18 protein-coding genes are annotated in these 15,169 nt (G+C 64.9%); 1 reads left to right on the forward strand and 17 read right to left on the reverse strand.

Annotation, left to right across the window (positions count from 1 at the left end; genetic code table 11):
* Window positions 1-26: 26 nt before the first annotated feature.
* From CAK95_RS02475 to CAK95_RS02525, 10 genes are all read right to left on the reverse strand, one after another.
* Window positions 27-770, reverse strand: coding sequence for a lysozyme family protein (locus CAK95_RS02475; RefSeq protein ID WP_086086385.1), 744 nt, complete (start codon window positions 768-770; stop codon window positions 27-29).
* 251 nt (window positions 771-1,021) lie between these two features.
* A complete protein-coding gene (locus CAK95_RS02485) occupies window positions 1,022-1,357 on the reverse strand; it encodes a DUF736 domain-containing protein (protein ID WP_086086387.1) in 336 nt (111 codons plus the stop codon).
* Between the two features lie 46 nt (window positions 1,358-1,403).
* Window positions 1,404-1,949 carry a S26 family signal peptidase gene (locus CAK95_RS02490; protein WP_086086388.1) on the reverse strand — a complete coding sequence of 182 codons (546 nt, stop codon included), beginning with the start codon at window positions 1,947-1,949 and terminating at the stop codon, window positions 1,404-1,406.
* A complete protein-coding gene (locus CAK95_RS02495; protein WP_086086389.1) occupies window positions 1,946-2,455 on the reverse strand; it encodes a DUF2840 domain-containing protein in 510 nt (169 codons plus the stop codon). Before CAK95_RS02495 ends, CAK95_RS02490 begins: the two co-directional genes overlap by 4 nt.
* Entirely contained in the window at window positions 2,452-2,706 is a 255-nt protein-coding gene (locus CAK95_RS02500; protein WP_086086390.1) for a ribbon-helix-helix protein, read from the reverse strand. Before CAK95_RS02500 ends, CAK95_RS02495 begins: the two co-directional genes overlap by 4 nt.
* Window positions 2,707-2,911: 205 nt before the next feature.
* Entirely contained in the window at window positions 2,912-3,793 is an 882-nt protein-coding gene (locus CAK95_RS02505) for a replication initiator protein A (RefSeq protein WP_425349692.1), read from the reverse strand.
* Between the two features lie 6 nt (window positions 3,794-3,799).
* The gene (locus CAK95_RS29790) at window positions 3,800-4,069 is read right to left on the reverse strand and encodes a helix-turn-helix transcriptional regulator (protein WP_245303599.1); all 270 of its coding nucleotides are present in this window, start codon (window positions 4,067-4,069) and stop codon (window positions 3,800-3,802) included.
* 122 nt (window positions 4,070-4,191) lie between these two features.
* Complete coding sequence (locus CAK95_RS29795; RefSeq protein WP_147413696.1) at window positions 4,192-4,578, reverse strand: DUF2285 domain-containing protein; 387 nt, start codon at window positions 4,576-4,578, stop codon at window positions 4,192-4,194.
* 136 nt (window positions 4,579-4,714) lie between these two features.
* Window positions 4,715-5,011: a transcriptional regulator domain-containing protein gene (locus tag CAK95_RS02520; protein WP_183044319.1), complete on the reverse strand. Its 297-nt coding sequence runs from the start codon at window positions 5,009-5,011 to the stop codon at window positions 4,715-4,717.
* 155 nt (window positions 5,012-5,166) lie between these two features.
* A complete protein-coding gene (locus tag CAK95_RS02525; RefSeq protein ID WP_425349666.1) occupies window positions 5,167-5,472 on the reverse strand; it encodes a DNA -binding domain-containing protein in 306 nt (101 codons plus the stop codon).
* Between the two features lie 219 nt (window positions 5,473-5,691).
* On the opposite strand from CAK95_RS02525, the gene CAK95_RS02530 reads away from it, so the two are divergent.
* On the forward strand, window positions 5,692-5,952 hold the full coding sequence (locus tag CAK95_RS02530; RefSeq protein ID WP_086086394.1) for a helix-turn-helix domain-containing protein: 261 nt from the start codon (window positions 5,692-5,694) through the stop codon (window positions 5,950-5,952).
* Window positions 5,953-6,315: 363 nt separating this feature from the next.
* Here the strand turns inward: CAK95_RS02530 and CAK95_RS02535 are convergent, their stop codons facing one another.
* From CAK95_RS02535 to CAK95_RS02575, 7 genes are all read right to left on the reverse strand, one after another.
* Window positions 6,316-6,639 (reverse strand): DUF736 domain-containing protein, encoded by a 324-nt coding sequence (locus CAK95_RS02535; protein ID WP_086086395.1) that lies wholly within the window; start codon window positions 6,637-6,639, stop codon window positions 6,316-6,318.
* Window positions 6,640-6,828: 189 nt separating this feature from the next.
* Entirely contained in the window at window positions 6,829-7,089 is a 261-nt protein-coding gene (locus tag CAK95_RS02545) for a hypothetical protein (RefSeq protein WP_086086397.1), read from the reverse strand.
* Window positions 7,090-7,209: 120 nt separating this feature from the next.
* Entirely contained in the window at window positions 7,210-7,653 is a 444-nt protein-coding gene (locus CAK95_RS02550) for a hypothetical protein (RefSeq protein WP_086086398.1), read from the reverse strand.
* Between the two features lie 99 nt (window positions 7,654-7,752).
* Complete coding sequence (locus tag CAK95_RS02555) at window positions 7,753-8,220, reverse strand: DUF305 domain-containing protein (protein ID WP_086086399.1); 468 nt, start codon at window positions 8,218-8,220, stop codon at window positions 7,753-7,755.
* 199 nt (window positions 8,221-8,419) lie between these two features.
* A complete protein-coding gene (locus CAK95_RS02560; protein WP_086086400.1) occupies window positions 8,420-9,343 on the reverse strand; it encodes a DUF2493 domain-containing protein in 924 nt (307 codons plus the stop codon).
* 327 nt (window positions 9,344-9,670) lie between these two features.
* Window positions 9,671-10,720 carry a DUF7146 domain-containing protein gene (locus tag CAK95_RS02570; RefSeq protein WP_086086402.1) on the reverse strand — a complete coding sequence of 350 codons (1,050 nt, stop codon included), beginning with the start codon at window positions 10,718-10,720 and terminating at the stop codon, window positions 9,671-9,673.
* Window positions 10,721-10,722: 2 nt separating this feature from the next.
* Window positions 10,723-15,063, reverse strand: a complete 4,341-nt coding sequence (locus CAK95_RS02575; protein ID WP_086086403.1) for a strawberry notch-like NTP hydrolase domain-containing protein — start codon at window positions 15,061-15,063, stop codon at window positions 10,723-10,725.
* Window positions 15,064-15,169 lie beyond the last annotated feature (106 nt).

Consider the following 15,169-nt stretch of genomic DNA (forward strand, 5'->3'; position numbering starts at 1 on the left):
AGCCTCACGAATGCCTGCGACATGTTTCATTGTGGGCGCTCGGCGTTGATGCGACGCACGAACAGTTCACGATCCGGTGGATTGCCCTTGAATGGGAACGACGCGGGCGGGGCGGACAATGGTGACTCCGCTGCCGGCGGAGTGGGTGCCGCGGCGCGGTCCGATTGCTCCGACGATGCGTTCGATTTCGTCGGGAAGAGCGCACTCGACCAGCCACGGGTCTGCTCGGCGAACGTCGTCGTGATGTCGAGGATGGGCGCTGTGCTCTCGGAGGAAAGGTCATCCGCGATGTCGAATATCGCGGTGCTGGTGCCCGGCGGCATGTCGAAGTTCGGTGCGTTGCCCTTCGCAGCTGTCGCCACGACGTCGTTGGCGAACTTCACGTCTGGCTGTCCCCAGGACCCGCGATAGACCGCGACCGCGCACAGCATCGGATCGGCCTTGAGGCGCGGATGCGTCCTGCAGCGACCAGCGTATCTGGCGATCTGCTCGGCCGCCATCGCGACGTTGCGGCACGGCAGCAGGACGGATGCCGAGACTCTTGACGGTGGCCCGGAAACGCCTGCGAGGCCGACGCGAACGGCGCTTCGACTGGCGATCGACCGCACTTCTCGGATTGCGTCATTCATGTTCGGATAGACGCGCGCATTGGGCTCGCCGAGGATGGACACCGCCCAGGGTTCGCCGCCGGATTGATGCCAGACGAGCGCGTGCATGAGCTTGGGGTCGACGGTGAGTGCGCAGGCGGTCACGAGCGTCACGAGGTCCATAGCATATGCTCCGTAAAAGCCATTCCTCCGCCCGCTGAGCGACGGGCCGATGCCGTCGTGCTCGCGGCCGTCAAGGGCAAGGCGCAAGCGCCGGCCTGCGGCCGCCCTTGACCGCCGCTGCGCGCGACGGCCGCGTGGACCGCGAGCGGGGCGGAGGAATGAGTCGAGTCTTTCGCGAACAGAGGAATGACGGGAACTTGGCGCAGGATGCGCTGAAGTCCGCCATTCCGCTTGCGCGAGCGCCGCAAGGATCAGGTCCGGGCTTCGCGTTTCGACGGGCGCGTCCACAGCAGATGGAAGGTAGAGCGGTCGCTGCCCGACTGGAACAGATTGGCGCGGATCGGCTGTGCGAAACCGGGATCGTCGATCTGAAGGGCGACGTATTCACCAGCCTTTTCGCCAGTACGGGTCCAGCCCGCGCCGACCTCTGGTCCTTCCTCGTCGCCGGCATGAATGCGGTAGTTCGGGGCGTTCTCGGCGTCCGAATGATCGGCCGGAACGATGGTCAACTCAATGTCGAGCGAGAGCGTGCGCAGGCGTCCTGAAAAGCCGTTCCGTGTGCGGATGAAGCTGCCGATCTGTGCCATGTCGTGGTCCTTTCTGCTGGTGGTGGTGAGTTCGATCGTGAGTCGGTCACCGTGTGACAGCGCGCCAAACGAAGCGGCCGTCGCCGGCCTCGTCGGTCCAGACGGGCAGCGCGCGGCCGATGACGAAACCACGCGGAAACGGACCGAAGTAGCGGCCGTCCACGCTGTCGGGGACATCGAAGTTCATGAGGAAGAGTTCGTTGTCGGCGACGCGGCGGCAGCCCTGCCAGACCGGCATCTTGCGACCGGCATTGTCGTGCTCGCGGGCATGTCCGATCGTCGAGCCATAGGCGATGATGTCGAGGCCGTGGCGGCAGATGGTTTGTCCGGGCAGCGCTAGGACGCGCTTCATCATCGGCACGCCCATCGGCAGATAGCCGCGATCGGCCATGAACTCGGCGATGAGCGGCGGCGCCACGATGGCGACAAGATCGGTGACATCGAGATCATTGGTGGGCTGCACGGCATAGAGCCCGATCGGCGCGCTGGCGCTGGCGTTCCAGATCAGCGTCTTGGGCGGATCGACGAACGCCGACGTACCGAGCGTGATGCTGGAAACCGCGGTCACGAGCATGGTGGCGATGCGGGTCACGCGCCGACCTCCCGCCGCTTGAGCCAGGCCTGATGACGCGTGCGTGTGTAATTGCGTGGGGTCTCGTTGACGGAGAGGCGATTGTGGACGTGCTGCCAGTAGTCTGGCGCAACGTCGGCTGGATCGATGCCGAGCGCTTCCACGGCGTCGATTGCGTGGAGGACACGCTCGACCTTGGACCAGCCGTCCATGCGCAGGAGGATGTCGCCGCCGGGACGGACGAACGGCAGGGTCTGATAGCGTTCACCCGGAGCGACGGCGCGCACGATGTCGGCGCGAGACAGGATGGTGCCGTACTCGTTGGCGGCCCAGCGCACGAAGCAGAAGATGCTGCCGGGAATGAAGCTGACGACACGACGATGGCGATCGAGGATCTGCTGTGCCGCGGGCCGGCCGAAGCGGATGCGGTTCTCGATGCGTTGCTTGTGCCAGGTCAGCTCGACGAAGGTGAGCGCCGCATCTGCATCCTGCGCACGCGAGACATCCGTGATGGTGACGCCCTTCATCGCCTTCCTCCCTTCGTGCGAGGAAAGGCCTTGAGGAGGAGCAGCCGGAGCATGTAGGCGACGGTGACACCGCGCTCGAAAGCCGTGATCTTGATGCGGGCGCGCAGGTCAGGCGTGACGTCGATAGTCAGTCGGGCCGAGAAGGCGTTGCGCTTGCGTCGAGATTGGCGCGGCGCCTTTCGCGGTTTGGTCCGGCGTTTGACGTCGACCGGCCAGAACTTGAGTTTGGTGCTGCGCGGTCGCCGTGTCATGGCGTCACCGCGATGTTGGCGTCGCGCATCAGAGCGATATTGTTGCGCGCCGTTAGCAAGAATCCGAAGGATTCTCTGTTAGTGAAGTTAGGGGCGCGATTTTGCGTTAGCGCATCGATGCTTAACGATCGTTTGGGTTCCTGATAGGACGGGTCTGCGGTTCCCGATAGGACGGGTGCTCGGGTTCCTGATAGGACGGGACGATTCACAGCTTGTCCCCATCATGTCGCGGCTGCGGCACGCGTAAGCGCCGTGCCGACAAGGGTTGAAGGGCGACGGGTTGAAAGCTCAGGCACGGCTTGTTTCCGGCGCCGGCAATGCAGGCGAGTTGGTAGCCTGGCAGCGATTGGCGCCGAACGATGTCGCGCAGCTCGAATGCAAACCGCTTGTAGGGCGAAAGACTGCCGGACTTCAGATGAAGGTGCCGGAAGTCGAAGATCCAGCCATGCTGCTGGCGTCCGCCATGTTTGCGGACCAGACGGTAGAGCCAGCGTTCCAGGCCGCCGGTGAGAGCAAAGTATTCACGGTCGATGGTAAGGATGAGCGCGTCTTCGACGACGCCGGCGTAGAACCAGTCCGGCAGAATCAGTTCGATTCCGCGCGGCCGGCCCACGCCGTCGGCGCGCTCTTTCCATTCATTGATCCAGCTAAATCGGTGCCGCCGGCGCTCCGTCGGCTGACGGATCGACGTCGCGACCGTGGTCGACTGGAGGCGATCAAGGCCGGCCTTGAGGCGCTCGTAGTTCTGCGCGGAGTCTCCGCGACCGATGAAGGCCAGAATCTCATAGGGCGTGGCGGCCATCAGGCGCGATGTGCGCAGTCGGCGGTCGCGCGCATCGACGATCTGAGATGCTGCCCAGATCAGCACGTCGGCATCCCAGATGGTCGCCATGCCGTGCTCGTGCGTGGCCTCGACCAAGATCGCCACGTCGCCCATCTGGAAGTCGATGGGCCGGACGCGCGGCGTCTTCGCGAGTGAAAAGAATGGCCACGACATCAAGTCTTGCGCGTCGCGCGGCGGCATGTTGCCGGGCCTGGCGCGGAAGAGTTCAAGCTGTCGGTCTTCGACGGAGCGGCGCATGCGAATACTCCGTCAGCGGCCGCGCGATGGCGCCGGGCGCGACTGAACCGTGTAGCGTGAGAGCGGCTGGCCGGGATCGGAGGTGGAGTTGCGGGCGCGTTCAGCGGCCCAGGCCTCGAGGTCTTCGATGGCGTAAACCACGCGTCCACCGAGCTTGCGGAAGACCGGGCCGGTGCCGGTGCAGCGATGCTTCTCGAGCGTGCGGCCGGAAAGACCGAGGAATGCTGCGGCGTCGTGAGTGCGCAGGAAGCGCGGCGCAACGAGCGAAGGAGATGGTCGCAAGGGAGCCTCCGTGCAGTTTGCGGCCGCTGCCGCACAAGGCAGCGGAACGGAGGCAAGCGTGACGGAAGATCGGCGTCGTGGAGGAGACCCGCCGCAGGAGGCCTCCTGAAGTGTCCCCCCGGTCAGTGGCGGCGGAAGCGCTTCGCCCGGTCCGCTTCGCCACGCAGCAGCGTGAGATAGCCGCCGTTCACCATCAGCCTGGCGCGGACGATGATGCGGTTGATGCGCTTGCGGAGCGCCGCGTTCTTCCATTCGATCGCGGGAATGTCGCGCGCACGCGGATCGAGGAGGATCGCGGCGATCTCGCGGCGGGACACGCCGTCCGCCACGCCGTCGAGGGCACGAAGCTGGAGCGTCATTTGAGTGCGTTGGACGCGCGTGAGCTGAAGGCTACGCATGAGCGCACCTGCACGTTGCCCGGCGAGGCGGCGTTGCAGGCGTTCTACTGCGTGCTTGCGCGCGCTGGCGTTGTCATCGCGCGGGATAATGAAGCTGCTGCCTCGCGCCATGCCGCCACCAACGAAGCAGAGCTGATGATATCCATCCGGATCACCGACCAGGACGTGATGACCATCGTTTGTGCTCACGCTCGCCAGGATCGGCGAGAGCTCGTCGAGACTGATGGCCTGCGCTGCCGAGAATATCTCAGGCGCGGGAGCAACGATAACAGCAGACGGTAAACGCTCCGGTCTCCAGATGACGGGCGATTCCCATGCAGCGACGTCGGGCGCATGCGGGAAAGCTCAAGCCCCAGCGACGGGCCAGCCTTTCCATTCCGGCGTCGTGCGCGAGCGAACCCGACGCGATCTGATCCTGTGTGTTGCGGTAATCGTCGTTGTAGCCGGGATGGCGCCGGAGAAATTCGACGGCAAATTGCGGGCGATCGAGTCCCATGAGTTTTTCGGCGGTGCTCGCAGACCGCCAGTCGGACGCAGGTGGCATGACTACCCTCCCTCGACCGATCCTTGTTGCGGATCGCATACGTTGAGTATCGAGAGGATTGCAACGGGAGCTAGATATTAAGATCGAATGACGCGATAGCGCGACCTTGCGCGCGGCGGTGCGATCGGTTCAGACAGGCTTGTCGCATCGCCAAGCTACTGCAAGCGTGGCTCGAGGAGATGACGGTAGCCCTTATCCCGCATCCAATGCGCGCGCGACAGGTGACTATCATGCACGAGCTTGGCGCGCTGAGGATCCTTCTCGGGATCAAGCCCGAAAATGATGGCGACGGCTTCGCGCCAGTCGGCGCCTTCGGCCTCCGCGTCGAGCAGCCGGATATAGCTCGCCAGGTGCTTCTCGTCATAGGCGCTGACGCGGTCGAGTTGCGGAGGCCGGTCTTCGAAAGGCGGGATGGTCACGGAGCGCTTCGCTCCCTTCGGCTTCTCGGGCGGACTGGTCATCGGTGTTCGGAACAATCAGTCGGGGTAGATGGTGAGTCGGTATCGTGCAGGCGACGTTTTTTTGGCACCATCAGCCATTCGATCACCTGCCATACCGATCCGCAGTAGCAATTTTGCGACATCCACGCCGCAAACGAACCGGCTGCTGGCGACTCCGAGTGGTTGATTACATACTATAGTTGATAAACTCATAGTATGTAGGAACGCAACCCTGCCGGCATGGACATGCGCCGGCTGGTTGGAGAGAACGTGCGGCGGATTAGGCAGGATCGGGGACTGACGCAGGAGCAGTTCGCGGACCTGTCGGGATTCTCGCAGCAATATTTGAGCGGACTTGAGCGCGGGCGCAGGAATCCGACGGTCGTGACATTATTCGAACTGGCGACCGCGCTGAAGGCGCAGCCTGTCGAGCTCCTGGCTCCGGTCGAGGGGACGGAATTGGGTCAAGCGCCTTCGACCCCGAAGAGACACCGCCGGTGAGGTGTGCGCATCACTTCCTGGCATCGCGCCGGAAGATGTCGGCCCGATCGGAGTCGAGGACGGCAGCGAGCTTCTCGATCATGGCGGCGCTCGCGCTCCAGCATCCCGACATAGTTGCGGTTTGACCCCTGCACGGTCGGCAACTTGCTCCCGCAACGCCTCCTTGGCCTGCCGAAGTCGCCGCAGATTCCTGGCAAGGATCGCCCGCCCTCTCATGCTCCCCGGCGGGTTGGCGGCGAGCAGGACGGCCGAGCCCCCGGCGGTCGTCGCCGCGGGACTCGGCCTATCTGCGGGGTCCGCGGTCCCTTCTGGCTTGCGGGAAGAACCCCGCCCGGCGGACCGGGCGGGGTGTCGGAAGCCGGCTCAGTCGGCATTGGCCTTGCGGCCGCGGGACCAGATGAGCGTGAAGCTGTCGGTGCCCGGCTCGTCGAAGAGGTTCGCGTAGATCGGCGTGGTGAAGCTCGGATCGTCCAGCTTGACCGACAGGTAGTCGCGGCCTTCGTTGGAGCGCTTGGACCAGGCGGCGCCGATCTCGGCCCGGCCGACATAGATGCGGTGGCTCGGGGCGTTCTCGTTGGTGCCGTTCGTCTCGGGGACCAGGCGGACGTTCTTGGCCTGGAACATGAGGGTGACGATTTCGCCGACGAAGCCCTGCTCGGTCTTCGTGAAGGTGCCGATGTTCGCCATGACAGTTCTCCTTGCTCTCTGTTTTCGAGCCGCGACCATCGCGGTCTCGATGGCGACCGGCAGGCCGGAGACGATCGACGCCGCATCCGAAGGACCGAAGCGCAGCGGAGGATGCCAGGCGGGCAACTTTCTTGTCTCGCGAGGAATGGGCGAAGCCCAGGGGAAGAAAGTTGAACGCCGGCATTGCGGCTAGTCGAGCGAGGCGAAGCCGGTGTCCGGCCAGGTCACGCCATCATAGAGACCCGAATGGACGCGCTGCTCGGAGCAGGAATAACGCAAGGAGAACCGGCGAACGTCACCGCCACGAGACCACGCAAGTGGCGGCATTGAAAACGTCTTGTCGAGTTCCAGGCGACGTCCCGCTCCCCAAGAGACAAGCGGCAAAGGACGTCCTGCCATCGCAAACTTGGTTGGCTTGAGCTTGGCGCGCTGCCGCCGCAAGCGGTCCATCGGCCGCGCATCTCCCGCGAGGTCGAGCCTGAAATCCGGGCTTCGGTCTTGCGCCGATCAGAACCAGCAACGAATGGGACGGCGCGGCATGCGCCCCATCTGGCCGCGGTCTTGCCGGGCCTACGACAGTGCCGGCCTTCCGGGCCCGCCCGGTCCGCCGGGCGGGGACGCCGCAAGCCGCATCCAGGCCGTGACCCCGATCACGACCGCGCCGATCACGGCGAAGACCTGCCGCCAGAGGTCAGACGTCATGGTGAGGCCGGAGAGACCGAATGTCGCGTAGTAGCCGGCAAGCGCGGCCGGCACTGCGAACATCAGCGCGACGGCAATCCGCAAAATTGGCGTGCGTACGAGCGAGAACACGGCCTGCCCTATGACCAGGACGAACGCCGCGGTGACAATGCCGAATCCGATCGCGCCGAGCGGTCCGGTACCGGACTCGTGCGCATAGAGGCCGACGGTCATGCCGAGGAAAAACGGCAGCGCGTAGATCGCGAGCGTGAACAGCACCCAGCAGAAGAAGCCGAGGCCGATGATGTTGAGGACGATGCCGACTGCGAGCATGGTGGATACTCCCGTGACAGTAATGGCAGGGGGTTGCGCCTTCCACCACCTCCACGGCGCAACAACAGACTTACCAGAGATCTACACAATTAAGCAATTTCAGAGGCGATTGAGCATGGCCTGCATACGAGAAATCTCGTCGTTTTGAGAACGAACGATCTCTTGGCAAAGGGCGATAATCTCGGGATCTTTTAATGAAGCCTGTTCGCACATCAGGATTGCTCCCGAATGGTGCGGTATCATCGAACGCAAAAATTGCCGATCGTCTATGGCAGCTTGCGTACGCATCGCATAGAAGCTGGCTAAGAACGTGATCACGCCGACTATGACGATGGCAACGTTTAGACGCGAAGATGGGAACATGGAGCGCATCGACACCAACATGACAACAGACATCGGCGTAACCATCATCAACGTCATGTAGGCATTGTTCAAATTGAGGAAGAAATGACCAATCGTCGCAATCATCGTGTACATGACAAGGTACATGATGATGAAGTCGATGCTTAGCTCAATTGCGAGGCGACCGTAAGCTCTCGTGCTGAGGTGTTTCTGGTGCCTTTCCATTATTTGGACCCTCGGCTTCAACTCGCTGATCGGTAACCTAGGAAGATGGCCAAATGTTCCAGGTAAGCTGGATAGAGCCGGCGGCGTAGATGTGTGCCTCGCAACTGATTACGTCAGGAAAATCCCGATCCTCGGAAGGATCGGGAGAAGTGCGAGTCTGCCTTAGCGAGGTTTTGGTACGGTCTATTACGCGCCGCTGTTACCCGACCCTCCAAACCGGGATGCCGAGCCGGCGCGCCTTGTCGGCGAGGTTTGCCTGGATGCCAGAGCCCGGCGCGACTAGGATGCCGATCGGCAGCGCCTCGAGGATCGCGTCGTTGCGCTTGAACGGCGCGGCCTTGGCGTGCTTGGTCCAATCGGGCTTGAAGGCGATCTGCGGAATCTTGCGGTGATCGGCCCAGCGGGCGGCGATGCGCTCAGCGCCCTTCGGCGATCCGCCGTGGAGGAGCACCATGTCGGGGTGCTTGGCGCGGACCTGATCGAGCTGATCCCAGATCAGCCGGTGATCGTTGAAGTCGAGCCCGCCGGTGAAGGCGACCTTCGGACCGGCCGGAAGCATCACTTCGATCTCGTTCCGGCGCTTGGCAGCGATGAAGTCGCGGCTGTCGATCATCGCCGCGGTCAGGGTGCGATGGTTGACCATCGATCCGTTGCGCGGATGCCAGTGCGATCCAGTGTGGCGCGTGAAGTGCTCTGCGGCCTGGTCGCGGAAGAATTCCATCACGTTGCGCCTCTCGACCAGCGTCATGCCCTCGGCGGTGAGGCGCTCCAGCTCAACGGACCGGATCTCGGAGCCATCCTGCTCGCGCTGGCAGCGGCGCTGCGCCTGTTCGTTGATATCGAGTTCGCGCTCGACGCGGCCGTTGGCGCGATGGAAGAGGTTGACGGTCGACCACAGCAGGTCTTCGAGGTCCGGCTCGAGGCGGGTGTCGCTGAGCGTGGCGACGAGGGCGTCGAAGATGTCGGCGATGGCGCCGACCATCTTGCGCGCGTCGGGTAGCGGCCGTGGATCGGGTTCGTCCTGGAAGGGGCGATAGCCGTGCAGTTGCAACTCGGTGAGAATGGTGTCGGTGGCGGATGCGGCGTGCGGCTCGTAGCCGGTGTCGTCACGGTCGGTCGTCATGTGGTGCTTCCATCTCATCAGTGGCCGCGCCCATCGCGGCCTTCGTGGCGACCAAGGGCGGCGGGCGGACCGGGCCTGCACCGCGGCGCGAAGCGCAGCGGCCGGAGCGAAGCGGAGGATGGTGGAGGACGGCTATTTTGCTTCGCGATGCAAAGGCGCGTAGCGCCGGCGGAAAATAGCCGGCCGCAGCCATTGCCGGGCCGGGCCGCTTGCCGCAAGGTCGCCCTCTCAGAAGGCCGTGGGCCGCGGCACTCTCCGAAGGAAGCGCCTGACACGCCGACCCGGCGGCAACACGCCGGCCCCACGCTCACCCGTTCCGGCCACACCTCACAGACGCATGAAGCGGGCGACATCCTCCGGGACGATTTGAATCCGCACGGCAGCCTGTAGCGCCTCGATGCCGAAGCGGCGCAGATCGGCGTTGAAGTCATCGCCTTGCGGCAACAAGGCAACCGCGTCGATCCGGGCCGCGTGGGCACGGTCGAAGAGTTGATCCAACGCGCCGTCGCCGGCCGGATCATTATCGCGGACGACATAGAGCCGGCGCAGCGTTGCCGGAAACAGAATGGCAGCGAGATGCGCGGCTGAGAGCGCCGCCATCATCGGCATGTCGGGCACGACGCAGCGAAGCGACAGCATGGTCTCGATGCCTTCGCCCGCGGCCGCAACGTCGCGCGCGATGCCGAAGCGCACCGCGTTGCCGAGGAGATGGCCCATCGCGCGCCGCGGTGTTTCGATCGGCGCCTTTCCGAGCCTGACCGGATCGAAACCGTGCGGATCGAGCCAGGTCCGGTGCGCGCCGGTGATGCGGCCGCCGAGATCGGTGACGGCGGCGATCATCGCCGGCCAGGTCTCGGTCGGCCTATCGCGATCGGGCCGATAGTAGCAGCGCGGATGGAAACGGAGATTTCCGGTTCCGTGCAATGCCGTGATGCCACGGTTGCGCAAGTACGTTTCTACGAGCGTGCGTGCAATCGGCTGCGACATGGCGAACAGGCGTCGTGCCGATTCCGGCGATCCCACAGGAACCGATGAAGGGCGTGGCTTTGACTCCGGATCGGCTTGCGGCCGCGGCAGGCTGAGGAAGCGGCGTGCTTCTGCCTCGACATCGTGGAAGTCATCGAGTGCGCAGGTCGCGCCGATCACGTCGAGCAGGTCGCCATGCTCGCCGGTCGCCGCGTCGGTCCATTTGCCGGCAGCGCCCTTGCCGAACTCAGGACCGCTGAGGCGCACGAACATCGAGCGCCCCGGCGTGTTCCTGACGTCACCGATCATCCAATAACGGCCTTCGCGGCGACCGTTGGTGAGATAATGTCGGCACACGGCTTCGGCCTCGCGCGCGAGACGGCGTGCCAGTTCGCCCGCATGTCCCGGCATGGTCAGGCCGTCCGCTCGGCGATGCGCGCGACAGGATATCGCTCCAACACCTTGCTCAGAACATCGATGCCGGCCGCATCGGTCGGCACGAACATGCGCAGCTTCCATGAGATGATCTCGTGGAACAGGCCGTAGGCCGTGAGCCTTTCGCGCATGGCGTCGGTAAAACCGGTCAGCTCGATGCGGTTCGCGCCCATGACGCGCACGCGGCGAAGCTGGAGGCCCTCGGGGAGGTCGAGGATGGTCCTGCCATCGAGCAATGCCGTCAGCGCGGCCTCCGGCGTGAGCGCAGAGACGCCGGTCTGTGTCGTGTTCGCGACCCAGGCGGGCGAGACCCTGCGGCCGATGATCCGTTCGCCGTGGTCGGTCTGGAGCCGATAGACCCGCGTCGATTCATTCGGCAGTCGTTTCCAGATCGGCAACAGCAGGCCAGCAACGATGTGGATCTCGTTCTCGGTGAACGCGGGTACGTCGGCCAGCTCGGCCGTCCACGCGCTCGCGAACGTGGCGCGATCAGCTTCCCGCCAATGAGTCCGCAGCATCGCATCCAGCGCAATGACTGGATGCTCCATCGGCCGGATCAGGCGCACGCGGCGTTCGACCTGACCGTCGTCGAGCATGATGCTGCGCGCTGGCACCTGCACGGCGGCGCGGCCGGATTGCGTGTTGACGAGCAGCATGGCGCGCGGATCGGAGCGATAAGCCAGAGCGTCGTCGAGCGTGACCGGCCGGTTGCGGTGGCGCTGGGTGATCGTCAGCAAGCGGGTTTCGGCGGCGGTGCCGGGATGGGTGTAGATGGTCTGGCGATCCGTGACCGTGAAGCTCTCGGCCGTCAGCGTTTCAAGGCCGACATCATAGGTGCCGGACGCAATCGCGCCCTCGATCCGCGCGGTCAGCAACTGCTCGAACGCCGTGAACAAGACGTTCTGCAGGTCGATGGTCAGCGCCAGCAGCCGGTTCAGAAAGGTCGTGATCGGCGGTAACTCATCCTTGATGCCGTTGGCGTCAGTCAGCTTCAGCCCCGTCGCGTCCTCAAAGGTCCGCAGCGAGCAGCCCTCGACCTTGCCCATGACGAGGAGGAGATAGAGCTGGCGCAGCGCATCGCGCGCGTAGTGGCTCTCGAGATTGTCCTCGGCGCGGAATAGACCTTGGCCGCCGGTCTGGCGCTGGCCTTTGGTGATGGCGCCGAGCGTGTCGAGCCGTCGCGCGATGGTCGAGAGGAAGCGCTTCTCCGCCTTGACGTTGGTGGCGATCGGCCGGAACAGCGGCGGTTGCGCCTGATTCGTCCGGTTGGTGCGGCCAAGGCCTTGGATGGCGGCGTCAGCCTTCCATCCAGCCTCCAAGAGATAATGTATGCGTAATCGCCGGTTCCGCGCTGACAGCTCGGCATGGTAGCTGCGGCCGGTACCGCCGGCGTCCGAGAACACCAGGATGCGCTTGACGTCATCCATGAACGCCTGCGTCTCGGCGAAATTGGCGGAGCCGGCCCGGTTCTCGACGACAAGTCGGTCGATCCCGTCTGATACGGTCTTGCGGATGATCCGGCGAGACCGGCCGGTGACCTCGGCCACCATGTCGGCGCCGAAGCGCTGCACGATCTGGTCGAGAGAGCCGTGGACCGGCGGCAATGACGCGAGCTTCTCGATCAGGCGATCACGTCGTGCGACCGCTTCCCGGCACTGGACGGGCTGGCCGTGGCGATAGACCGGCCGCGACGACAGGTTGCCCTCGCTGTCCTCGAACGGCTCGTAGAGCTGGGTCGGGAAGCTGTGCGCGAGATAGTCGAGCACATATTCGCGCGGGGTAATATCGACCTGCACATCGCCCCATTCTTCGGTTGGGATCTCCGCAAGCCGGCGTTCCATCAGTGCCTCGCCGGTCGAGACGATCTGGATCACGGCCGCATGACCCGCCTTCAGGTCGCGCTCGACAGAGGCGATCAGCGTCGGCGTCTTCATCGCGGTGATGAGATGGTTGAAGAAGCGCTGCTTGGTGCTCTCGAAGGCCGAGCGCGCCGCGGCCTTCGCCTGCGCATTGAGGGTTCCGGTCGCGCCGGTGACGTTCGCGGCCCGCATCGCGGCGTCGAGGTTGTTGTGAATGATCGAGAACGCGCCCGCATATTCGTCGTAGATGCGAACCTGCTCGTCCGTCAGCCTGTGGTCGACCAGTTCGTACTCGACGCCTTCATAGGAGAGCGAGCGTGCGGCGTAGAGGCCGAGCGCCTTGAGGTCGCGCGCCAGCACCTCCATCGCGGCGACGCCGCCCGCCTCGATCGCCTCGACAAACTCTGGGCGGTTGGCGAACGGGAAGTCTTCTCCGCCCCAAAGACCAAGACGCTGGGCATAGGCAAGGTTGTGGACCGTGGTCGCGCCGGTCGCCGACACGTAGAGCACGCGCGCGTTCGGGAGCGCGTGTTGCAGTCGCAAGCCCGCGCGGCCCTGCTGCGAGGGCACCTGGTCGCCGCGCTCACTCTTGCCGCCGGCGGCGTTTTGCATGGCGTGCGATTCGTCGAACACGACGACGCCGTCGAAATCAGTGCCGAGCCAATCGACGATCTGGCGTACCCGCGACGCTTTATCGTCGCGGGCGTCCGACCGTAGCGTCGCATACGTGGTGAACAGGATGCCCTCGCTGAGCCGGATCGGCGTTCCCTGCCGGAAACGCGCGAGCGGCGTGATCAGAAGCCGCTCCATGCCGAGCGCCGACCAGTCACGCTGGGCGTCTTCGATCAGCTTGTCCGATTTGCTGATCCAGACCGCGCGGCGGCGGCCCTTCAGCCAGTTGTCGAGTAGGACGCCCGCGACCTGCCGGCCCTTGCCGGCGCCGGTGCCGTCTCCGAGGAACCAGCCGCGCCGAAATCGGATAGCGCCATCGTCGTCGTTGCGCGCCGCCGTGACGACATCGAAGGTGTCGCCCACGCTCCATGATCCGGCGAGAAAGTCGGAATGAGCCTCGCCGGCATAGATGACGGATTCGAGCTGCGCGTCCGAGAGCAGTCCTTCGGTGACGACGTTCGCTGGCAGATGCGGTCGATAGCTTGGCGCAGGAGGCGCGACCGACGCCATCGCGGCTGACTGCACGAGCTTGGTCGGATGCGCCTGTGCGCCGGGAATACGGATCGACTGAAGCGCGTATTCCTCATAAAGCGCCTCGGTGATTTTACGGCTTTCTGCCGGCGTCCATGCGACTGGCTCGTAGGCGAGCTCGATCGCCTCGGGAGCTGTCGTCACTGTGGCAGGCGAAGACGCACGTTGCGCGAGATAGGCACAGACGGTCCGCGGCGAGGCTGACCGCGTGACCGCCGGCGCCGAAACAACGCCTGCGATCGGCAGGCGGGGCGGCACGCGTTCAACGATCCAGCCGAGCAATGTGGCGACGTCGGGCGCCACGCCGGGACTTTCGGGGAATGCCGTTGCTACGTCGGCCGACAGTCGATCGATCACCGTCAACCGCGTGTCGATCGTCGTGCCGTGCTTGGCATAGACGGCGCCGTCGATCGCCGCCGAGAACACGACGCGGCCGCGCTCCTGCAAATGCACGAAGGCTTCGGTCCAGGCGGGATTGTCCGGGGCGAAGCTCGCGCCGGTAATCGCAACCAGGCGCCCGCCGTCGGGCAGCCGCGCCAGCGCCGATGCGACGTGCCGCAGCGTGGCGTCCGCCATGCGCCGGTCGACATGCGCGAGCGCCGAGAATGGCGGGTTCATCAGAACGACGCTCGGTACGACGCCGGCGTCGAGATGATCGTCGATGTTCGCGGCGTCGAACCGTGTCGCCGTGATGCCGGAGAACAGGCGATCGAGGATGCCGGCGCGCGTCTCGGAAAGTTCGTTGAGAACGAGCGATCCGCCGGCGAGCTCGGCGAGGATCGCGAGCAAGCCCGTGCCGGCGGACGGCTCCAGCACAACATCGGCGGGCGTGATTGCGGCCGCGAGGCTGGCCGCATATCCCAACGCAATCGGCGTCGAGAATTGCTGAAGCGCCTCGCTCTCTTTGGAGCGGCGCGTGTGGGTGGGAAGCAGGCGTGCGACTTTACCAAGCATCGGCAGCATGGCCGCATCGGACCCGGCCTTCGCCCGCATCGCGGGGCCGAAACGTCGTAGAAAGAGGATCGTGGCCACCTCACAGGCGTCGTAGGCGGTCTTCCAGGTCCAGGCGCCATCGGCATCGGAAGCACCGAACGCGCTTTCCATCGCGGCGCGCAGCATCGGCGCATCGATGCGGCCACCGGATTCGAGATGAGGAAGGAGGAGCCGCGCCGCCTCGACAATGGAAACAGCGGGATCGGCGGCGGCACGGATTGGCGCAGCCGCGATGGCGGCCGCGGACACGGAAGGGTTCGACATGACGGGAGCCTCGGGAGAGCCGGGACGGATCGACCGCCCGGACGCTCTCTCGACCCGCGGCGGCTTAAACCCGTCCCGGCCCGCCTCTCCCTCTCACCCGGTCACA

The sequence above is a fragment of the Pseudorhodoplanes sinuspersici genome (assembly GCF_002119765.1).
GTDB lineage: Bacteria > Pseudomonadota > Alphaproteobacteria > Rhizobiales > Xanthobacteraceae > Pseudorhodoplanes > Pseudorhodoplanes sinuspersici.

Coding starts and splice junctions, on each gene's coding strand:
- CAK95_RS02475 (WP_086086385.1), bottom strand. CDS start 770: ATGGACCTCGTGACGCTCGTGACCGCCTGCGCACTCACCGTCGACCCC.
- CAK95_RS02485 (WP_086086387.1), bottom strand. CDS start 1,357: ATGGCACAGATCGGCAGCTTCATCCGCACACGGAACGGCTTTTCAGGA.
- CAK95_RS02495 (WP_086086389.1), bottom strand. CDS start 2,455: ATGAAGGGCGTCACCATCACGGATGTCTCGCGTGCGCAGGATGCAGAT.
- CAK95_RS02500 (WP_086086390.1), bottom strand. CDS start 2,706: ATGACACGGCGACCGCGCAGCACCAAACTCAAGTTCTGGCCGGTCGAC.
- CAK95_RS29795 (WP_147413696.1), bottom strand. CDS start 4,578: ATGGCGCGAGGCAGCAGCTTCATTATCCCGCGCGATGACAACGCCAGC.
- CAK95_RS02520 (WP_183044319.1), bottom strand. CDS start 5,011: ATGCCACCTGCGTCCGACTGGCGGTCTGCGAGCACCGCCGAAAAACTC.
- CAK95_RS02525 (WP_425349666.1), bottom strand. CDS start 5,472: ATGACCAGTCCGCCCGAGAAGCCGAAGGGAGCGAAGCGCTCCGTGACC.
- CAK95_RS02530 (WP_086086394.1), top strand. CDS start 5,692: ATGGACATGCGCCGGCTGGTTGGAGAGAACGTGCGGCGGATTAGGCAG.
- CAK95_RS02535 (WP_086086395.1), bottom strand. CDS start 6,639: ATGGCGAACATCGGCACCTTCACGAAGACCGAGCAGGGCTTCGTCGGC.
- CAK95_RS02545 (WP_086086397.1), bottom strand. CDS start 7,089: ATGGACCGCTTGCGGCGGCAGCGCGCCAAGCTCAAGCCAACCAAGTTT.
- CAK95_RS02550 (WP_086086398.1), bottom strand. CDS start 7,653: ATGCTCGCAGTCGGCATCGTCCTCAACATCATCGGCCTCGGCTTCTTC.
- CAK95_RS02555 (WP_086086399.1), bottom strand. CDS start 8,220: ATGGAAAGGCACCAGAAACACCTCAGCACGAGAGCTTACGGTCGCCTC.
- CAK95_RS02560 (WP_086086400.1), bottom strand. CDS start 9,343: ATGACGACCGACCGTGACGACACCGGCTACGAGCCGCACGCCGCATCC.
- CAK95_RS02570 (WP_086086402.1), bottom strand. CDS start 10,720: ATGCCGGGACATGCGGGCGAACTGGCACGCCGTCTCGCGCGCGAGGCC.
- CAK95_RS02575 (WP_086086403.1), bottom strand. CDS start 15,063: ATGTCGAACCCTTCCGTGTCCGCGGCCGCCATCGCGGCTGCGCCAATC.